Origin of the sequence: Dietzia sp. CH92, from assembly GCF_032248695.1 — a bacterium.
Taxonomy (GTDB): Bacteria; Actinomycetota; Actinomycetes; order Mycobacteriales; family Mycobacteriaceae; genus Dietzia.
Map to the genome: position 1 here is coordinate 1 of NZ_JAVHXC010000001.1, position 19,111 is coordinate 19,111.

Consider the following 19,111-nt stretch of genomic DNA (forward strand, 5'->3'; position numbering starts at 1 on the left):
AGGGTGTGGGAGAGTAGGACACCGCCGAACACAACTTCACAACCAGCGGGAGGGACTTCACTGTTCCTCCCGCTGGTCTTATTTGTACCCCTGTCAACCCGATCCCCGTCGGCACCGCCGGCGCACGTAAGGTGAACGACGTGAACGAACCCCGGTCAGAGAACGCAGACCGCTCGCCCCGACGCGGCGACCGTGACGTACCCCGCCGGGGCGACCGGGCCCCACGAGACCAACGACGCGACAACAGTTCCTTCGGTGAACGTCGCGGCAAGCGCTACGACGGGTCCGACACTCCCCGGCCGGACCGTGATTCCTCCGGCGACCGGCGCTCGGGCGCAGCCCGCTCCGGTGGCGAGAGAGACGCCGGCCGTGGGGACGGCGCCGGCCGCACCGGAGGCGGACCCCGCAGGGCGCCCGTCGGTGGTCGGGCCGGGGGCGAGCGTCGGGGTGCCGCGGGCGGAGGCGATCGCCGCGGCGGAGCTCCCGGCGGTGAGCGGGGTGGCAGCGGGGCCGGCGGTGATCGACGCGCCGGCGGCCCCGGTGGTGATCGGCGCGGCTCCGGTCCCCGCGCGGTCGCCGGACGCGGTGATCGGCCCGCCCCCGACCGCCGGGGCCCGGGCCGGCCCGGGCAGGAGGCACGACACGCCGCCCGCGCCGACGAGCCGACCCTGCCGGACGATATCGACGCGGCGGACCTCGACTCCGACGTGCGCCGCGATCTGCGGAGCCTGGACAAGTCCAACGCCGAGACCGTCGCCCGGCACCTCGTCGCCGCCATGTACCTCGTCGACGAGGACCCGCAGCTGGCCCTCGCCCACGGGAGGGCCGCGAAGAACCGTGCGGGACGCATCGGTGTCGTCCGCGAGACTCTCGGCGTCCTCGCCTACCGCGCCGGTGAGTGGTCCGAAGCGCTGGGCGAACTCCGGGCCGCCCGGCGGATCTCCGGCGGGCCCGGCCTGCTCGCCATGATGGCCGACTGTGAACGCGGACTCGAGCGACCCCAGCGGGCCATCGAACTCGCCCGCGGCGACGAATCCCGTCTCCTCGACGCGGAGGACCTCGTCGAACTCCGCATCGTCGAGGCCGGCGCCAGGGTCGACATGGGTCAGCTCGACGCCGCCCTCGTCACGCTCCAGGACGCCGGCGTGGACCCCGAGGCCCGCGGAGAAGCCGCCGCCCGCCTCGACTACGCGTACGCGGAGGTCCTGTTGGCCTCCGATCGGAAGGACGAGGCGACCGAGTGGTTCCGGCACGCCCTGAACGCCGACCCGGAGGACCCCACCGACGCCGCCTCCCGTCTGGCCGAGCTGGAGGACTGAGCACGGTGAGCGCCCCCACCCTGGCGGACGCGCACGACGCGCTGCTCGTGGACCTCGACGGCACCCTCATCCGGGGCACCGAGCCGATCCCCGGGGCCGCCGACGCGCTCGAGCGGGCCGGACTGCCCGTGGTGTACGTGACCAACAACGCCAGTCGGTCCCCCGAGGACACCGCCGCCCACCTGCGGGAACTGGGGTTCACCACCCGGGCCGACGAGGTCATGACCAGCGCGCAGGCCGCGGTGGTCATGCTCGGCGACCACGTCCCACCCGGGTCGAAGGTCCTGGTCGTGGGACACGACAGTTTCCGGCAGCTCGCCCGCGAGGGAGGGTACGACGTCGTGCTGTCCGCCGACGACGCCCCCGACGCAGTCCTCCAGGGCCTGTCGCGCGAACTCACCTGGGCGGATCTCGCCGAAGGCTGCCTCGCGATCCGCCGCGGTGTGCCCTGGGTGGCCTCCAACGTCGACACGACCCTCCCGACCGAACGGGGCCTGCTCCCCGGCAACGGTTCCCTCGTGGCCGCCCTGCGCGCCGCCACGGACCGCGAGCCGGTCGTCGCCGGCAAACCGGCGGCCGGGGTCCTCCGTGCCGCCGCCGACAGGGTCGGAGCCACGCGCCCCCTGGTGATCGGCGATCGCCTCGATACCGACATCGAGGGCGCCGTCGCCGCCGGGATGCCCGCACTGATGGTCCTCACCGGCGTCCACGATCAGACCGACCTCCTCGCCGCCGAGCCGCACCGGCGCCCCACGCACCTGGCGCACGACCTGTCGGCGCTGGCCGAACCCGCCGAGGCGAGTCGGATCCGGTCCGGGGCCGGTCTCGACGTCGTCGTCGACTCCGGGAGCCTGCGCCTGACCGGCGCCCCGCAGGACCTGCACGGGCTGGATCTGGCCCGCGCCGTCATCGCCGAGGCGTGGCATCACGACGTCTCGGACCTCTCCGTGGTCGGGGACGGTCTGCGGTCCCGGGTCGGGGATGCGGGACTCGTCGTCGGCTAGCGTGTAAGCCGTGACCACCCCCGGATCCCCTCCACGACCCGGGCCCTCCGGGCCCGACATCGACGAGCTCCGCTCGGCCTTCGACGACCTCCTCGCCGACTCCGCCGGGGCCCCGGGTACCGCTGCGGACGCCGGGGTGGTCCGCGACGACCAGGTGGCCGCACTCGACGCCGCCCACGAGCTGCTCGCCCGGGCGCTCACCGCACTGGACGACCGGCGCTGATGGCGGGCAAACGCATGCGGCTCGACGCCGAACTCGTCCGCCGCAAGATGTGCGACAGCCGCGAGCGGGCGCGCGACCTCATCGACGCCGGACGGGTCATCGTCAACGGGGTGGCGGCCACCAAACCCGCCACGCAGGTCGAACCCACCACCTCCATCGCCCTGACCGCCTCCGACGAGCCGGACTGGGCCTCCCGCGGAGCCCACAAGCTGATCGGCGCACTCGAGACCTTCACCGACGTGGTCGTCGACGGGGCGCGCTGCCTCGACGCCGGCGCCTCCACCGGTGGCTTCACCGACGTCCTGCTCTCGCGGGGCGCCGCCAGGGTCGAAGCGGTCGACGTCGGGTACGGCCAACTGGTGTGGCGGCTCCGCAGTGATGAACGGGTGGGCGTCCACGACAAGACCAACGTCCGGTCCCTCACCCCCGAGGACATCGGGGGCCCCGTCGACCTGGTGGTCTCCGACCTGTCCTTCATCTCCCTCCCGCTCGTGCTGCCCGCCCTCGCGCGGTGCACCCGCCCGGGCGGGGACCTGCTGCCGATGGTCAAGCCCCAGTTCGAGGTGGGGCGCGAGCGGGTCGGTCAGGGCGGCGTCGTCCGTGACCCCGAACTGCGCATCGAGGCGGTCACCGGCGTCGCCCACGCCGCCGCCGGTCTCGGACTCCAACCGCTCGGCTGCGTCGCCAGTCCGCTGCCCGGCCCCTCCGGCAACGTCGAGTACTTCCTCCACCTGCGGCGGTCGGAAGCGGGAGAGGGTGCGGGGCTGTCAGACGACGCGCGGGCCGCGATCCGCACGGCCGTCGAGGAGGGACCACGATGACCGACACACCCGTGGCCGACGCACCAGGGACCCCGCAGCCGCGCCGCATCCTGCTCGAACCCAACACCGCCCGGCCGGACATCGTCGCCACGGTCGCCCAGGTGATCGACGCCTGCGCCGCGAAGGACATCACCGTCCGGGTACTCGAGGACACCCACGAGAAGGTCGCCACGGGCGGGGCGGTGGAGTGTGTCCCCGACACGCCGAGCGCCGCCGAGGGCTGCGAGCTCGTGCTCGTCCTCGGCGGTGACGGCACCTTCCTCCGCGCCTGCCAGTACGCCCACGCCGCGGACGTCCCCGTCCTGGGCGTCAACCTGGGCCACATCGGTTTCCTCGCCGAATCGGAGGTCTCCTCCCTCAGCGGGGTGGTGGAGCAGATCGCCGCCCGCGACTACCGGGTGGTCGAGCGGATGACGGTCGAGGCGACGGTCATCCACGGGGACACCGAGCTCGCCCGCGACTGGGCACTCAACGAGGTCAGCATCGAGAAGGTGGCGCGGCAGGGCGTGCTCGAGGCCTCGGTCGAGATTGACGGCCGCCCGGTCAGCGACTACGGCTGCGACGGCATGCTCGTCTCGACGCCGACCGGGTCGACCGCGTACGCCTTCTCCGCCGGCGGCCCCATCGTGTGGCCCGAGCTCGACGCCATCCTCGTGGTCCCCAACAACGCCCACGCGCTCTTCGCCCGCCCCATGGTCGTGGCCCCCACCTCCAGGGTCGCCGTGGAGACCGGGGTCCGTTCCGGCCCGGCCGTGGTCGTCCTCGACGGACGACGGTTGGTCGACGCCCCGCCCGGCAGCCGCGTCGAGGTCATCCGCGGTCGCCGGCCGGTCAAGTGGGTGAGGCTCGACGACTCACCGTTCACGGACAGGCTGGTCACGAAGTTCGAACTGCCGGTCACCGGGTGGCGCGGACGATCGGGTGTCCGTCCCCTCCCCTAGGGTGGGTGCGTGCTCACGGAACTCCGGATCAGCGGCCTCGGCGTCATCGACGAGGCCGTCGCCGACTTCTCACCAGGACTGTCCGTGCTCACCGGTGAGACCGGTGCGGGTAAGACGATGGTCGTCACGGGGCTGAGGCTGCTCGCCGGCGGCCGCGCCGACCCCGGCCGCGTCCGCCGGGGCGCGGACAAGGCGGTGGTCGAGGGGCGCTTCGACCTGTCGGCCACCGCGACGATGGACCCGGCCGACCGCCGGGACCTCGACGAGCTGCTCGAGGACGCCGACGTCGATCTCGACGAGGACGGCAGCGTGATCGCCGCCCGGCGGGTCGGCGCCGACGGACGCTCCCGCGCCCGGCTGGGTGGCCGCTCCGTGCCCGCCGGCACCCTCGCCCGGTTCTGCGCCCCGGTGCTGGCGGTCCACGGACAGAACGACCAGCTGCGTCTGCTGCGCCCGGACCGGCAACGGGACGCCGTCGACGCCCACGGCGGCGACGAGGCCCGAGCCGCGCTCGCGGCCTACCGCGAGACCTACCGTCGGTGGCGTGAGGCGGAGCGCTCCCTGGCCGAGCGGACGGGGCGTGCCCGGGAGCTCGCCCGGGAGGCCGACCTGCTGCGCATGGGCCTCGAGGAGATCGACGCCCTCGACCCCCGGCCGGGGGAGGAGGCCGAACTCGACGCGCTGATCCGCCGCCTGACCGACTCGGAGGAGCTGCGCGAGGTGGCCGGGCAGGCCCACGAGGCCCTCACCGGGGACGGGGAGACCGCCGAGCCGATGGTCGCGGTGCTCGATCAGCTCCGTCAACGACTGGCCGGCGCCGGGGACCCCGCGCTCGAACCCATCTCCACGAGCATCGGCCAGGCCGTCGCCGCGCTCGGTGACGCCGCGACCGAGCTCGGCCTGTACCTCGCCGAGCTCCCCGTCGACGCGGCCGACCTGGATTCCGCTCTGGAGAGGAAGCACGACCTCCGCGCGTTGACGCGCAAGTACGGGACGGACGTCGACGACGTGATCGCCTGGGCGGCCAGGGCGCGGACCCGACTCGAGGAGGTCGACACGTCCGACTCCGCCGTCGCCGAACTCCGGGCCACGGTCGAACGTCTCGCCGCGCAGCTGTGCGAACGCGGTGCCGCCCTGACCGCCGTCCGTCGCGCGGCGGGGGAGGACCTCGCCGCCCGCGTCACCGCCGAGCTGGCCGACCTGTCGATGGGCGGTGCGCGCCTGGTCGTCCGCGTCACCCCGCTGGGCGAGGGGCTCGACGGCGCCACCGAGAGCGGCCTCGACGACGTCGAGCTGGCGCTCGACGGTCCGTCCGGCCTGGTGCCGCTCGGCAAGGGCGCCTCCGGCGGCGAGCTGTCGAGGGTCATGCTCGCCCTCGAGGTGGTCCTGGCCGAACGCTCCGGTGGCGGCACCCTCGTGTTCGACGAGGTCGATGCCGGCGTGGGTGGCCGCGCCGCGCTGAGTATCGGCAAACGACTCGCCCGGCTGGCGCGCACCCACCAGGTCATCGCCGTGACCCATCTCGCGCAGGTCGCCGCCTACGCCGACACGCACCTGGTGGTGCACAAAGACGCCGACCCCGCGGGCGACGCCTCCGATGTACCGGGTGTCGTCTCCGGGGTCACCGCCGTCGCGGACGCCGACCGGGTGACCGAACTGGCCAGGATGCTCGCCGGGCTCGAGGACACGGACACCGGGCTCGCGCACGCCCGGGAACTGCTGGAGAAGGCCCAACTGGAGAAGTCTCAAGCTCAAGTCGACCGTTAAGGCGACACGCCGGGGTGACCTCCCTCGTCACTCGAATCACACGCGTGATACTCGTGCACATGAAGATGTCGGGTCTGCTCAATCGTCGCTCCCAGGACCTCGCCGGTGTCGTGGGCACCGTGCGCCGCATCGAGCCGGGGGCTCCGGTGCCCAGGAGGCTCGGCGCCAAGGACGTCGCCGTCCTCGACCTCAACCGTGCGCCCGCCGAGACCGCCAGGGCGCTCGTCGAGGCCGGGGTGGCCGCCGTCGTCCACGCGCCCGCCGCCGGCGAGGAGATGCTCCCGCGGTCGGCCTTCCGCATCCTGGCCGCGTCGACGGTGCCCGTCATCGAGGACGCCGATCTGGCCGAGGTCGCCGACGGGACCCGGGTACGCATCGACGGGGGTGCGGTCTACTCCGTCAAGACGGAGGACGAACTCGCAGCCGGCCGCGAGGCCGATTCCGCGACGCTGCTCGCCGAGGTCGACGGGGCCGAGAAGAACTACGTGGAGTCGGCCCTGGCGCACCTCGCCAACGCGACCGAGTTCCTCAGCCTCGAACACCCGCTGCTCCTCGACGGCGAGGGCCTGCCGGAGATCGACGTGGACTTCACCGACCGCCACGTCGTGGTGGTGACGGGTGACGCCTCCTCGCGGGAGCAGCTGGCGGAGCTCAAGCCCTTCATCCGCGAGTACCGCCCGGTGCTCGTGGGCGTGGACGGCGGGGCGGATCTGCTGCGCTCCGCCCGGCTGGCCGCCGACGTCGTCGTCGCCACCCCCACCGCGGTCGCCGACGAGGTCCTCACCGACGGTGCGGTGCTCGTGGTCCCCGCCGACCGCGACGGCCGGGCGGAGGGCCTCGAGAAGATCACCGAGCTCGGCGTCGGCGCCACGACCTTCCCCGCCGCCGCGACGGCGCGGGACATGGCGCTGCTGCTGGCCTACCACGGCGAGGCCGAGATGATCGTCGTCACCGGCGACGACCGGGGCCTGGAGAACGCGTTCCGACCGGCTTCCGCACCCTCGTCGACGATGGTCGACACCACCGTGTCGGCGAAACTCGTCCACGCCCGGGCCTGCGCCACCCTCTACCGCTCGCGCGGCTCGGGGATCGGACTCGCGCTGATCGTGCTCGCCGCGCTGGTCGCGGTCGCCGCCGTCGTGGTGGCCCGCGACGCCGCGCAGGACCTCCTGCTCTGGGCCGTCGAGACCTGGAACTCCTTCGCCCTGTGGGTCCAGGGGCTCCTCCGTTGATCTCGATGCGCCGCCACGTCCTCACGCTGGTGGCCGTGTTCCTCGCACTCGCGGTCGGCGTGGTCCTGGGATCCACGTCCGTGGCGACCTCGATCCGGGACGCGGTCGTCGACCGGGAGGAGACCACGGCGGCGCGACTCGAGACGGCGCGGGACGACCTCGCCGCGGAGCGCAGGGCCACCGAACGGCTCGACGCCCTCGCCGCGGACCTGACCCCGACCGTTCTCGACGGCCTGCTCGAGGGACGACCCGTCCTGGTCGTGGTGGCCCCCGGTGCCGTCGCGGAGGACGTCACCGCGGCGGAGGAGGCCATCGCCGTCGCGGGCGGGATCGACGCCGGGCGGGTGACCCTCACCGACAAGGCAGTCGACCCGGCCGCCGACGCCGAGGTCCAGGCGTTGGTCGCGAACCTGCCCATCGGTGGCGCCCCGCCCGCCGACGCGGATCTGGGGACCCAACTCGGCACCGCCCTGGGCCGCGCCGCCCTGCTGCGCGCCGAGGACGCCGAACCGCACCTGGACGACGAGGACCGCTCGACGGTCCTCACCACTCTCGCCGACGCGGGCGTCATCGAGTTCGAACCCGGCACGCTGCGGCCCGGGCAGGTCGCTCTCGTCCTCTCCGGCCCCCGCGACGAGGAGTCGACCGCCGTCCGCGTAGCAGCCCTCGCGCGGACGCTCGACCGGGAGGGCGCGGGCACCGTGGTGGCGACCCGCCCGGGGGCCGGCGCCGGCGGCGACCCGGTGGGCGTCCTGCGCTCCTCGGGCGCGGAGGACGTCTCGACCATCGACCACGCGGGCACCGCCGCCGGCCGCCTGGCCATCGCCTCGGCACTGGCCGAGCAGCTCGCCCGTGAGCAGGGTCACTACGGGCTGGGGCCGGATGCGTCCGGCGCGGCACCGTCGCTCCCCCCGACGCCGTAGCGGTGATAGCCTGAAGCCCCGTGGGGTGCACCGGAGCCGCACCAGCATTCATCCATTCCGGCGTATGGACACGGGAGTCCCCTTGGCACTGAACCGAGCCGCATCGCGGTCCGCGACCAAGCACATCTTCGTCACCGGCGGCGTGGCGTCGTCGCTGGGCAAGGGGCTCACCGCCTCGAGCCTCGGGCAGCTGCTCACCGCCCGCGGACTCCGCGTCACCATGCAGAAGCTCGATCCGTACATCAACGTCGACCCGGGCACGATGAACCCCTTCCAGCACGGAGAGGTGTTCGTCACGGAGGACGGCGCGGAAGCCGACCTCGACCTCGGTCACTACGAGCGCTTCCTCGACCGCGATCTCAACGCGAAGGCCAACGTCACCACGGGGCAGGTCTACTCGGCGGTCATCGCCAAGGAGCGTCGCGGCGAGTACCTCGGTGACACCGTCCAGGTGATCCCGCACATCACCGACGCCATCAAGGAACGCATCATCGCGATGGGCGACCCCGACGAGCAGGGTCGCCGCCCGGACGTGGTGATCACCGAGGTCGGCGGCACGGTCGGCGACATCGAATCGCAGCCCTTCCTCGAGGCGTGCCGGCAGGTCCGCCACGAGGTGGGCCGCGAGAACATCTTCTTCCTCCACGTCTCCCTCGTGCCGTACCTGGCGCCGTCGGGCGAGCTCAAGACCAAGCCGACCCAGCACTCGGTGGCGGCGTTGCGCTCCATCGGCATCGTGCCCGACGGGTTGATCCTGCGCTCCGACCGGGACGTGCCGGACGGGCTCAAGGCCAAGATCGCGCTCATGTGCGACGTGGACCTCGAGGGCGTCGTGTCCACGCCCGACGCGCCGAGCATCTACGACATCCCCAAGGTGCTGTTCAACGAGCACCTGGACACGCACGTCATCCGCAAGCTCAACCTGCCGTTCCGCGACGTCGACTGGACCGTGTGGGGCGACCTGCTCACGAGGGTCCACGAGCCCCGCGAGGAGGTCGAGATCGCCCTGGTCGGCAAGTACATCGACCTGCCGGACGCCTACCTCTCCGTGACCGAGGCCCTGCGGGCGGGCGGGTTCGCGCACCACGCCCGGGTCAATATCCGGTGGGTGGAGTCCGACGCCTGTACGACCGAGGCCGGCGCCCGCGAGGCGCTCGAGGGCGTCGACGGCATGCTCATCCCGGGCGGCTTCGGCATCCGCGGCATCGAGGGCAAGCTCGGCGCGATCTCCTGGTCGCGCAAGAACAGGATCCCCCTGCTCGGCCTGTGCCTCGGGCTGCAGTGCTCGGTCATCGAGGCGGCCCGCTCGGTCGGCCTCGACGGAGCGTCCTCCAGCGAGTTCGAGCCGGACGGCGAGCACCCGGTGATCTCGACCATGGCCGACCAGGTGGACGCGGTCGCCGGCAACGCCGACCTGGGCGGCACCATGCGCCTGGGCTCCTACCCGGCCGTGCTCACCAAGGGCTCGATCGTGGCCGAGGCGTACGGGACCACCGAGATCACCGAGCGGCACCGCCACCGCTACGAGGTCAACAACGCCTACCGCGACACCATCGCGAAGTCCGGTCTGCAGTTCTCCGGCACCTCGCCCGACGGTCACCTGGTCGAGTTCGTGGAGTACCCGCGCGAGCAGCACCCGTTCTTCGTGGCCACCCAGGCGCACCCGGAGTACAAGTCGCGCCCGACGCGCCCCCACCCGCTGTTCGTGGCCTTCATCAAGGCGGCCCTGGACTACGAGAACGAGATGCGGCTGCCCGTCGAGCCGTGGCGCGCCGACCAGGCGGGGGAGGGGTCGCCCGGGGTCGTCGAGGCGCCGGACGCCAAGACCTCCACGGTGCGTGCCGACGAGGTGGACGCCGGGTCGGACGCCGAGGCCGCCGCGGAGCGGAGCTGACGCACATGACCGACAGCGGTGCCCCCGGGACACACGACTACCGGACCGTCTCCAGCCGCGAGATCTTCGACGGCCGGGTGGTGCGGTTGCGTGTCGACACCCTGACCATGCCGGGCGGGGGCACCGCGGAGCGGGAGATCTGCGGCCACGACGACGCCGTGGCCGTGGTGGCGCTCGACGACGACCAGCGCATCACCCTCGTGCGGCAGTACCGGCACGCGGTGGGCGAGCGGCTCTGGGAGCTGCCCGCCGGACTGTGTGACGTCGAGGGGGAGGAGCCTCTCGGGACCGCGCGCCGCGAACTCGTCGAGGAAACAGGGCTCGAGGCCGAGCACTGGCGCCCGGTCATCGAGATGGTGCCCTCGCCGGGCTTCTGTACCGAGCGCGTCCACGTCTATCTCGCCACGGGGCTGCGCGAGGTCGGGCGCCCGGACGCACAGCACGAGGAGGCGGACATGGAGATCGCCCGCGTCCCCTTCGCCGACGCCGTCGACTCGGTCCTCGACGGCCGGATCACCAACGGCATCGCCGTGGCCGGCATCCTCGCGGCCCGCGCGGTGATCGACCGGTCCTGACGAGGCGGGCCTCGCCGATGACCTCCGGGGGCGGGGCGACCGCCCGTATCCGCGAGTACCTGGACCACCTCGCCGTCGAGAAGGGGGCCTCGGCCCACACCCTTGCCGCCTACCGCCGTGACCTCGACAGGTACCGGCGGCACCTCGCGTCGGTGGGCGTCGACGACCTCACCGCGGTCACCGAGGCCCACGTCGAGGGCTTCCGCGCCCGGTTGGCCACCGTGGACCTCGACGAGGGCCGCCCGGCCCTGGCCCCCAGCTCGGTCGCGCGGGCCCTGGCCGCGGTCCGCGGCCTGCACCGTTTCGCCACGCGCGACGGCGTGACGGACGCCGACGTGGCCGCCGCCGTCACCCCGCCGCGCCCGCCACGACGGCTCCCCAGGGCGCTGCCCGTCGATCGGGTCATCGCCGTGATCGAGGCCGCCGGGGACACCGGCGTCGACACCGACCCCGGCCGGTTGCGCGACCGCGCGATGCTCGAGCTGCTGTACGCGACCGGGGCGCGGGCCGCGGAGCTGATCGGCCTGGACGTCGACGATCTCGAGGGCCTCGACCACCCGGAGGGGGGCACGGTCATCCTGCGCGGCAAGGGCGACAAGGAACGCGTCGTCCCGGTCGGTCGTCCGGCGTGCGACGCGGTCGGCGCCTACCTCACCCGTGCGCGGCCCGCCCTGGCCCGGCGAGGCGGCCCCGCACTGTTCCTCAACACCCGCGGCGGCCGGATCTCGCGGCAGACCCTGTGGACCGTGGTGTCGCGGGCCGCGGCCCGCGCGGGGGTGGAACAGGAGGTGTCCCCGCACTCGTTCCGGCACTCCTTCGCCACGCACCTGCTCGACGGCGGCGCGGACATCCGGGTGGTGCAGGAGCTGTTGGGGCACTCCTCCGTGACCACCACGCAGGTGTACACCCTCGTCACGGTCGACACGCTCCGCGAGGTCTGGGCCGAGTGCCACCCCCGCGCACGGTAACGTGACCGTGGGTACGGCCCGGGCCGCGCGGTGAGGCGCGCGTCGGGTGAGACGGTGACGAGAGGAGACGCGGGTGGCGCAGGGCACTGGGGCGATGGATCCCGCGTTGTTCTCGCGCGCGGAGCTGCTGGGGGCCGACGACCCGGCGGCCGGTGAGGGCTTCTCCGCGATCCCCGAGCCCGAGCCGCTGAGCTCGCACGGGCCCGCGATGGTCGTGTCGATGTGCAACCAGAAGGGCGGCGTCGGCAAGACCACCAGCACCATCAACCTCGCCGCCGCGCTCGCCGAGTACGGGCGTCGCGTGCTCGTGGTGGACCTCGACCCCCAGGGTGCGCTGTCGGCCGGCCTGGGCATCCCGCACCACCAGCTGGACCTCACCGTCTACAACCTGCTGGTGGACAACACCGTGTCCACCGAGGAGGTCCTGGTCCGTACCCGCGTGGAGGGCGTGGACCTCATCCCGGCGAACATCGACCTCTCGGCCGCCGAGATCCAGCTCGTCAACGAGGTGGGGCGGGAACAGGCGCTGGGGCGCGCGCTCTACCCGGTCCTGGACCGGTACGACTACGTGTTGATCGACTGCCAGCCGTCGCTGGGTCTGCTCACGGTCAACGCGCTGGCCTGCTCGGACGGGGTGCTGATCCCCATGGAGTGCGAGTACTTCTCCCTGCGCGGGCTGGCGCTGCTCACCGACACGATCGACAAGGTCCGCGACCGGATCAACCCGCGCCTGCACCTGACCGGCATCCTCATCACCATGTTCGACCGCCGCACCGTGCACGCCCGTGACGTGCTCGGCCGGGTCGTCGAGGTGTTCGGGGACAAGGTGTTCGATACGCTCGTGACGCGCACGGTCCGGTTCCCGGAGACCACGGTCGCGGGCGAGCCGATCACGACGTGGGCCCCGAGGTCCGCGGGTGCCCAGGCCTACCGTGCCCTGGCGCGCGAGGTCATCCAACGCGGTAGGTGAGCAGGCGGTGACCGAGGCCGGGGAGGGGGACCCGCGGGCGTTCACCGTGCACCTGAGCAATTTCTCCGGCCCGTTCGACCTGCTGCTGGGGCTCATCGACTCGCGCCGCCTGGACGTGACCGAGGTGGCGCTGCACGCGGTGACCGACGAGTTCATCGCCCACACCCGCCGCCTGGGTGAGGAGGCGGGGCTCGAGGAGGTCACCGAGTTCCTGGTGGTGGCGGCGACCCTGTTGGACCTCAAGACCGCGCGCCTGGTGCCGTCGGGGGAGGTGCAGGACCCCGAGGACCTGGCGCTGCTCCAGGCGCGGGACCTGCTGTTCGCCCGGTTGCTGCAGTTCCGGGCGTTCCGGCGGGTGGCGGAGTTGTTCGCCGAGCTCGACCGCACCGCGCGGCACTCGTATCCGCGGACCGCGGGGCCTGACGAGGAGTTCCTCGGCCTGCTGCCGGAGGTCGAGTTGGGGGTCGACGCCGGGCAGCTGGCCACCATCGCCGCGGTGGCGTTCCGGCCGCGGCCGGGGGAGGAGGGGGGGGGGGGGCACGTGCACGCCCCCGTGGTGTCGGTGCCCGAGCAGGCGGCCCGGGTCCTCGAGCTGTTGCGGTTCCACGGGGAGGGTCGGTGGGTGGATTTCCGCGATCTGGTCGCCGGGTGTGATGAATCCCTCGTCGTCGTCGCGCGGTTCCTCGCCCTGTTGGAGTTGTACCGGGCGCGCGCGGTCGCGCTCGCCCAGGACGAGGCGCTGGGGGACCTCATGGTGAGCTGGACCGGTGAGGACGCCGACGACGTGACGAGGGGGAGGGACGAGTGGACGTGAGTGGCACCGGGGGAGGGCCCGGGGACGCGCGCCGTGTGGACGCGGTGGTACCGGGGGACGACGACGACGAGCACGGCGGACCCGCCTCCGACACCCCGCCGCTGCGGGCGCGGCTCGAGGCCCTGTTGCTCGTGGTGGACCAGCCGACGGCGGAGAACGCGCTGGCCGCGGCCGCGGACTCCACTCCCGCCGAGGTCGAGGCGGAGCTGCGGGCGTGGCGCGAGGAGCTCACCGCGGCGGGCAGTGGCATGGACCTGAGACGCACCGGGGACGGGTGGCGCCTCTACACCCGTCGCGAGCTGGCACCGTACGTCGAGCGCCTCCTCACGGACGGGGCGAGCTCGCGGCTCACCCGGGCCGCGCTGGAGACCCTCGCGGTGATCGCCTACCGCCAGCCCGTCACCCGGTCCCGTATCGCGGCGGTCCGCGGCGTCAACGTCGACGGGGTCATGCGGACCCTCGTGGCGCGCGGACTGGCGGTCGAATGCGGCACCGACCCGGACACCGGAGGCATGCTGTATAGGACGACGGAGCTATTTCTGGAAAGATTGGGGCTCGGGTCGCTCGACGAGCTGCCGGACATCGCCCCGCTGCTACCGGATGTCGACCTGGTCGACGAGATGAGCGACGACCCCGCGGAGGATCCGCGGATCCCCCTGGGGCGGCGCCGCGCCGCGGCGCCCGAACCCACACCCCGAGACGACGACGAAGAGATGTGACCCACGCATGACTGAATCCGCTGGCCGAGACGGCGCACCGGTCCGCCTGCAGAAGATCCTGGCCCAGGCCGGGGTCGCCTCCCGCCGGGCCTCCGAGGAGCTCATCGCCCGAGGGCGGGTGGAGGTCGACGGGAAGATCGTGCGCGAGATGGGCGTCAAGGTCGACCCCTCCACCGCCGTGATCCGCGTCGACGGCACCCGCATCGTGCTCGACGACACCCTGGTGCACCTGGCGCTGAACAAGCCCCGCGGGTACCACACGACCATGTCCGACGAGATGGGACGGCCCTGCGTGGGCGACCTCGTGGCCGACCGCGTGGATGCGGGCCAGCGCCTGTTCCACGTCGGGCGTCTCGACGCGGAGACCGAGGGGCTGCTGCTGGTGACCAACGACGGCGAGCTCGCGCACCGCCTCATGCACCCGTCGTACGAGGTGTCCAAGACGTACATGGCGACCGTCACCGGCGTGGTCGGCAAGGGGGTCGGCGCGCAGCTGCGCGCGGGCGTCGAGCTCGAGGACGGCCCGGCCAAGGTGGATCAGTTCTCCCTGCTGGACGTCCACGAGGGTCGGTCCCTGGTCAAGGTGGTGCTCCACGAGGGGCGCAAGCACATCGTCCGGCGGTTGCTCGCCGAGGTCGGCCACCCCGTCGAGGCGCTGGTGCGGACCCGCTTCGGGTCGATCGCCCTGGGTGACCAGCGCGCGGGCACCTTCCGCAAGCTCAACCGTAAAGAGGTCTCCGACCTGTACGGGGCGGTGGGCCTGTGAGCACCCTCACCGCCTCCGCCACCGGGCCGGTGCCCGCTCCGCGTCGCCGCATCGCCATCGACGGACCCGCCGGCACCGGTAAGTCCACCCTCGCCCGCACGCTGGCCCGCCGGCTCGGCGGCGCCTACCTCGACACGGGGGCGATGTACCGCGTCGCGACCCTGCAGGTCCTGCGTGCGGGCATCGACCCGGAGGACTCCGCGGCCGTCATCGCGGCGACCGCGGACCTGCCGTTGGAGATCGGCACCGACGCGGGCTCCGAGCGCGTCCTGCTCGGCGGGGAGGATGTCAGCGAGGAGATCCGGACCGCCCGGGTCACCGCCGACGTCTCCGCCGTCTCCGCCGTGCCGGAGGTGCGCGAGAACCTCGTGCGCCTCCAACGGCGGCTCGCCTCCGACGGCGGCACCGTCGTCCTCGAGGGTCGGGACATCGGGACGGTCGTCCTGCCCGACGCCGAGGTGAAGATCTACCTCACCGCCAGCCCCGAGGTGCGCGCACGCCGACGTACGGACCAGGACCTGGCCGCCGGGCGCGCGGCCGACTTCGACGAGGTGCTCGCCGCCGTCGTCGAACGTGACCGTAAGGACTCGACGCGCGCCGCGAGCCCGTTGCGGCCGGCCGCCGACGCGGTGGTCATCGACACCTCCGACCTCACCCTCGACGAGGTGCTCGACCGATTGGTCGCACTCGCCGAGGGCACCCACGCGTCGCACGGCGCCACCGCAGAAGGGAACGCACAGTGACGAGCAACGAGGACACCACCGATTTCGACCTGCCGACCGGCCCCGGCGAGGAGACCGTCGAGGACGGCTGGAACGACGACACCGACTGGGACGCGGTCGCCGCCGAGTTCGCCGACGAGATCGGGGCGGTGACCGAGGGCGTGGAGATCCTCCCGACCGTCGCGATCGTCGGCCGCCCCAACGTCGGCAAGTCCACCCTGGTCAACCGGATCATCGGCCGCCGCGAGGCCGTCGTGGAGAACGTCCCGGGAGTGACCCGCGACCGCGTCTCGTACGAAGCCCTCTGGAACGGCCGGACGTTCATGGTCCAGGACACCGGTGGCTGGGAGCAGGACGCCAAGGGCATGCACCGCTCGATCGCCCAGCAGGCCGAGATCGCCATGGGCACCGCCGACCTCATCGTGTTGGTGTGCGACGGCACCGTGGGGATCACCGCGGCCGACGAGACGGTGGCCAGGAGCCTGCGCCGTGCCGACACCCCGGTGATCCTCGCCGTCAACAAGGTCGACAGCGACAAGGCCGAGCTCGAGGCCGCCGAGTTCTGGGGACTCGGGCTCGACCAGCCCTACGCCATCTCCGCCGCGCACGGTCGCGGCACCGCCGACCTGCTCGACGAGATCCTGCGTCAGCTGCCGTCCAAGGCGAGGATGCGGGAGGCCACCGATGTGCCCCGGCGCGTGGCGCTGGTGGGCAAACCCAACGTGGGCAAGTCGAGCCTTCTCAACAAGCTCACCGGCGAGGACCGCGCGGTGGTGGACAACGTCGCCGGCACGACCGTCGACCCCGTCGACTCCCTGGTCGAGCTCGGAGGACGGACGTGGCGGTTCGTCGACACGGCCGGCCTGCGGCGCAAGGTCAACCAGGCCTACGGGCACGAGTACTACGCGTCGCTGCGGACCCGGGGCGCGATCGAGGCCGCCGAGGTCGTGGTGCTGCTGCTGGACGCCTCCGAGCCCATCACCGAGCAGGACCTCCGGGTGATCTCCATGGTGGCCGACGCCGGACGCGCGTTGGTGATCGCGTTCAACAAGTGGGACCTCGTCGACGAGGACCGGCGCTACGACCTCGACAAGGAGATCGACCGCGAGCTGTCCCGGGTGCTGTCGTGGGCACACCGGGTGAACATCTCCGCCAAGACCGGCCGCGCCCTGGCCAAGCTCGTCCCCGCGATGGAGACCGCGCTCGACTCGTGGGACAAGCGGATCCCCACCGGGCCGCTCAACACGTGGATGAACGAGGTCGTGGCCGCGACCCCGCCCCCCATGCGCGGCGGGCGCCTGCCCCGGATCCGCTTCTGCACCCAGGCCACGACCCGGCCGCCGACGTTCGTGTTCTTCTCCACGGGCTTCCTCGAGGCCGGTTACCGCCGCTTCCTCGAGCGGCGCCTGCGCGAGACCTTCGGGTTCGACGGCTCCCCGGTGCGGGTCAACGTCCGCGTCAAGGAGCGCCGACAGCGCAAGTGACCTGCCGATTTCAGGTCCGCCGACCGGGTGCGCTAATCTGATCCAGTCGCCGCGCGAGCCGCGGAGACGGTGACGGGCTGTGGCGCAGCTTGGTAGCGCACTTGACTGGGGGTCAAGGGGTCGCAGGTTCAAATCCTGTCAGCCCGACACGAGGATCAGGGTCGGTTTCCCGAGAGGGGAGCCGGCCCTGATCGCATTTCGGGGCGCGGGGCGCATTCCGGGAGCCACGGCCGTCTGACGGGAACCGCGCCCCTCGCGCGGACCCGGGTGGGTTAGCCTTTCCTGGTCACGAAGCGGCGGCCCGGGTCGACCGTCAGTCATCGATCCAGGAGTGGGTGCGCGGTGGGAGAGCTACTCGTCATAGTGGGGCTGGTGGTCGCGGTGATCGCGATCGTCGGGATCATCGTCAGGGCCCGGGGCGGTACGAAGCCCGCCACGGCCGCCCCCCGCCGCGACCCGCTCGCCGCCGACCAGCCCGTCCACGGCTTCGGCCCGCGCGAGCTCGGCCCCGGCGCCATCGTCGCCTACGGCGGTGTCGACTACGTGGTGCGCGGGTCCATCACCCTGCGCCAGGGGCCCTACATCTGGTGGGAACACCTCCTCGAGGGCGGCGACGGCGCGCAGTGGCTGGGGGTCGAGGAGGACGAGGGGACGCTCGAACTCACCTGGTGGACCACGCGCAAGGGCCTGGGTGTCAGCCCCGGCCCCGAGGTGGTCGTCGACGACCGGGTCCACCGTCCCGAGGAGTCGGGCGAGGCGGAGTACTCGTGCGAGGGGACCACCGGACTGCCCGAGCGCGGGCGGATGCGGTACCAGGACATGCGCACCGGGGACGGGAGCTCGCTGCTGTCGTTCGAGAACTGGGACGGGGCTGGCTGGGAGGTCTCGTCGGGTCGCCCGATGTCCCGGGGTGAGCTGACCGTCTACCCGGCCCCTCCCGCGGCCGGCGACCCGGACTACCGGCGGTGACCGTGCGAGAGCTGGCCGCGGAACCGAGCGACGTGGCGGCCGGGGCGCTGGGATACCGGGTCGGCGTGACGCCCGAGCGTGACGCCCTCCTGTCGACCGTCCTCGAACACCCGGAACACGACATCGCTCTACGCCTGTCGATCCTCGGTGCGTCCCACGCGGTGACGCTCCTGATCGACGGCCGCGACACGATGACCGAGGAGGTGTCCTGTCTGGCGACCTCCGCCGGGGGAGCCCCGCTGCCGGCCCAGGTGACCTGCCCCGGACCGTGGGGCGTCCACCACCTCCGCGGGGACACCGAGACACTCTCCGCCGACGCCTTCTCCGCGCTGGTGGACCGCCTGACCGCTCTCGCTGCGCACGACCCGGCGGTGCTCGCCGGACGGTTCCCGGGCTCGGAGGGCGCGTTGACGGTGGTGGCCCCGACGCCGGACGACACCGGCTGGTCCTGGGACACGTGGCATCTCTACCCCGCCGGCGAGGAGGCCGGCGGCGGCGGGGACGTCGTCAGCACGACCTCCCGCCTGCACGTCGCCGGGATCGGCGTGGCCGCGGAGGTGGCCTCGTGAAGCCCCACCGCGGGTGGATCATCGCCCTCGTCGCCGGGCTGTGCGCGGTCCTGCTGGGCCTCGCACTGGTGGGCGCCGGCACGAACGCCGTGCGCTACGTCCGCGAGAACTACACCCCGGTGGCCGGCGCGTCCCAGACCTACGAGTGCCGGGGCGACCGCGACGCCACGGCGAGGGACATCAGCGACCACGAGCGACCGGACGCCGACCAGCTCAACGAGGACACCCGGTATCTCCGGTACGGGGACGACATGATCATCGTCGGCCGGTCCGGCGACCTCGCCTGCCGGGTCCAGCTCGACGAGAACTCCCGCACGCTCCGTTCCGGAGGATTCATCTTCCTCGGCGGGGCCTTCGGCCCCGGCAGCCCGGCCCGGTCCGCCGGAGGCAGTTCCGGCGGGGTGGGTGCGAAGTGACCCCCCGGAAGACCG

Annotated in this window: 20 protein-coding genes and 1 tRNA gene; all 21 read left to right on the forward strand. The window is 72.9% G+C overall.

The features are described from left to right. The first annotated feature begins 140 nt into the window (after window positions 1-140). Window positions 141-1,319, forward strand: a complete 1,179-nt coding sequence (locus RWK90_RS17330; RefSeq protein WP_396230239.1) for a tetratricopeptide repeat protein — start codon at window positions 141-143, stop codon at window positions 1,317-1,319. A gap of 5 nt (window positions 1,320-1,324) precedes the next feature. Continuing rightward, window positions 1,325-2,323, forward strand: a complete 999-nt coding sequence (locus RWK90_RS00010) for an HAD-IIA family hydrolase (protein WP_314033463.1) — start codon at window positions 1,325-1,327, stop codon at window positions 2,321-2,323. A gap of 10 nt (window positions 2,324-2,333) precedes the next feature. After that, complete coding sequence (locus RWK90_RS00015; protein WP_314033465.1) at window positions 2,334-2,546, forward strand: hypothetical protein; 213 nt, start codon at window positions 2,334-2,336, stop codon at window positions 2,544-2,546. After that, window positions 2,546-3,367, forward strand: a complete 822-nt coding sequence (locus RWK90_RS00020) for a TlyA family RNA methyltransferase (protein WP_314033467.1) — start codon at window positions 2,546-2,548, stop codon at window positions 3,365-3,367. The genes RWK90_RS00015 and RWK90_RS00020 overlap by 1 nt, the downstream gene beginning before the upstream one ends. Next, a complete protein-coding gene (locus tag RWK90_RS00025; RefSeq protein ID WP_314033469.1) occupies window positions 3,364-4,308 on the forward strand; it encodes an NAD kinase in 945 nt (314 codons plus the stop codon). The genes RWK90_RS00020 and RWK90_RS00025 overlap by 4 nt, the downstream gene beginning before the upstream one ends. A gap of 9 nt (window positions 4,309-4,317) precedes the next feature. Further along, the gene (recN, locus tag RWK90_RS00030; RefSeq protein WP_314033471.1) at window positions 4,318-6,075 is read left to right on the forward strand and encodes a DNA repair protein RecN; all 1,758 of its coding nucleotides are present in this window, start codon (window positions 4,318-4,320) and stop codon (window positions 6,073-6,075) included. Window positions 6,076-6,119: 44 nt separating this feature from the next. Further along, entirely contained in the window at window positions 6,120-7,307 is a 1,188-nt protein-coding gene (steA, locus tag RWK90_RS00035) for a putative cytokinetic ring protein SteA (RefSeq protein WP_314033473.1), read from the forward strand. A gap of 5 nt (window positions 7,308-7,312) precedes the next feature. After that, a complete protein-coding gene (locus RWK90_RS00040; protein ID WP_314033475.1) occupies window positions 7,313-8,230 on the forward strand; it encodes a copper transporter in 918 nt (305 codons plus the stop codon). A 64-nt stretch (window positions 8,231-8,294) separates the two neighbouring features. Next, the gene (locus RWK90_RS00045; protein WP_314033477.1) at window positions 8,295-10,124 is read left to right on the forward strand and encodes a CTP synthase; all 1,830 of its coding nucleotides are present in this window, start codon (window positions 8,295-8,297) and stop codon (window positions 10,122-10,124) included. Window positions 10,125-10,129: 5 nt separating this feature from the next. After that, on the forward strand, window positions 10,130-10,699 hold the full coding sequence (locus tag RWK90_RS00050; RefSeq protein ID WP_314033479.1) for an NUDIX hydrolase: 570 nt from the start codon (window positions 10,130-10,132) through the stop codon (window positions 10,697-10,699). Window positions 10,700-10,716: 17 nt separating this feature from the next. After that, on the forward strand, window positions 10,717-11,667 hold the full coding sequence (locus RWK90_RS00055) for a tyrosine recombinase (protein ID WP_314033481.1): 951 nt from the start codon (window positions 10,717-10,719) through the stop codon (window positions 11,665-11,667). A 94-nt stretch (window positions 11,668-11,761) separates the two neighbouring features. Next, window positions 11,762-12,637, forward strand: coding sequence for a ParA family protein (locus tag RWK90_RS00060; protein WP_314034682.1), 876 nt, complete (start codon window positions 11,762-11,764; stop codon window positions 12,635-12,637). A 7-nt stretch (window positions 12,638-12,644) separates the two neighbouring features. Continuing rightward, window positions 12,645-13,451, forward strand: coding sequence for a segregation/condensation protein A (locus RWK90_RS00065; protein ID WP_314033483.1), 807 nt, complete (start codon window positions 12,645-12,647; stop codon window positions 13,449-13,451). Further along, window positions 13,442-14,170: an SMC-Scp complex subunit ScpB gene (gene scpB / locus RWK90_RS00070; RefSeq protein ID WP_396230240.1), complete on the forward strand. Its 729-nt coding sequence runs from the start codon at window positions 13,442-13,444 to the stop codon at window positions 14,168-14,170. The genes RWK90_RS00065 and scpB overlap by 10 nt, the downstream gene beginning before the upstream one ends. A gap of 7 nt (window positions 14,171-14,177) precedes the next feature. Then, on the forward strand, window positions 14,178-14,936 hold the full coding sequence (locus RWK90_RS00075) for a pseudouridine synthase (RefSeq protein WP_396230241.1): 759 nt from the start codon (window positions 14,178-14,180) through the stop codon (window positions 14,934-14,936). Beyond that, window positions 14,933-15,679, forward strand: a complete 747-nt coding sequence (gene cmk / locus RWK90_RS00080) for a (d)CMP kinase (protein ID WP_314033485.1) — start codon at window positions 14,933-14,935, stop codon at window positions 15,677-15,679. The genes RWK90_RS00075 and cmk overlap by 4 nt, the downstream gene beginning before the upstream one ends. Next, window positions 15,676-17,142: a ribosome biogenesis GTPase Der gene (der, locus tag RWK90_RS00085; RefSeq protein ID WP_396230242.1), complete on the forward strand. Its 1,467-nt coding sequence runs from the start codon at window positions 15,676-15,678 to the stop codon at window positions 17,140-17,142. Before cmk ends, der begins: the two co-directional genes overlap by 4 nt. Window positions 17,143-17,215: 73 nt before the next feature. Beyond that, window positions 17,216-17,289: transfer RNA gene (locus tag RWK90_RS00090), tRNA-Pro, on the forward strand. A 195-nt stretch (window positions 17,290-17,484) separates the two neighbouring features. Then, window positions 17,485-18,111: a DUF4178 domain-containing protein gene (locus RWK90_RS00095; protein ID WP_314033487.1), complete on the forward strand. Its 627-nt coding sequence runs from the start codon at window positions 17,485-17,487 to the stop codon at window positions 18,109-18,111. Beyond that, on the forward strand, window positions 18,108-18,680 hold the full coding sequence (locus RWK90_RS00100; protein WP_314033489.1) for a DUF2617 family protein: 573 nt from the start codon (window positions 18,108-18,110) through the stop codon (window positions 18,678-18,680). The genes RWK90_RS00095 and RWK90_RS00100 overlap by 4 nt, the downstream gene beginning before the upstream one ends. Next, on the forward strand, window positions 18,677-19,096 hold the full coding sequence (locus RWK90_RS00105) for a DUF4247 domain-containing protein (protein ID WP_314033491.1): 420 nt from the start codon (window positions 18,677-18,679) through the stop codon (window positions 19,094-19,096). Before RWK90_RS00100 ends, RWK90_RS00105 begins: the two co-directional genes overlap by 4 nt. Window positions 19,097-19,111: the final 15 nt, after the last annotated feature.

Excerpts from the sequence above, each read along its gene's own strand:
- RWK90_RS00020 (WP_314033467.1), top strand. The coding sequence starts at position 2,546 with ATGGCGGGCAAACGCATGCGGCTCGACGCCGAACTCGTCCGCCGCAAG.
- RWK90_RS00025 (WP_314033469.1), top strand. The coding sequence starts at position 3,364 with ATGACCGACACACCCGTGGCCGACGCACCAGGGACCCCGCAGCCGCGC.
- RWK90_RS00040 (WP_314033475.1), top strand. The coding sequence starts at position 7,313 with ATGCGCCGCCACGTCCTCACGCTGGTGGCCGTGTTCCTCGCACTCGCG.
- RWK90_RS00045 (WP_314033477.1), top strand. The coding sequence starts at position 8,295 with ATGGACACGGGAGTCCCCTTGGCACTGAACCGAGCCGCATCGCGGTCC.
- RWK90_RS00050 (WP_314033479.1), top strand. The coding sequence starts at position 10,130 with ATGACCGACAGCGGTGCCCCCGGGACACACGACTACCGGACCGTCTCC.
- RWK90_RS00055 (WP_314033481.1), top strand. The coding sequence starts at position 10,717 with ATGACCTCCGGGGGCGGGGCGACCGCCCGTATCCGCGAGTACCTGGAC.
- RWK90_RS00060 (WP_314034682.1), top strand. The coding sequence starts at position 11,762 with ATGGATCCCGCGTTGTTCTCGCGCGCGGAGCTGCTGGGGGCCGACGAC.
- RWK90_RS00075 (WP_396230241.1), top strand. The coding sequence starts at position 14,178 with ATGACTGAATCCGCTGGCCGAGACGGCGCACCGGTCCGCCTGCAGAAG.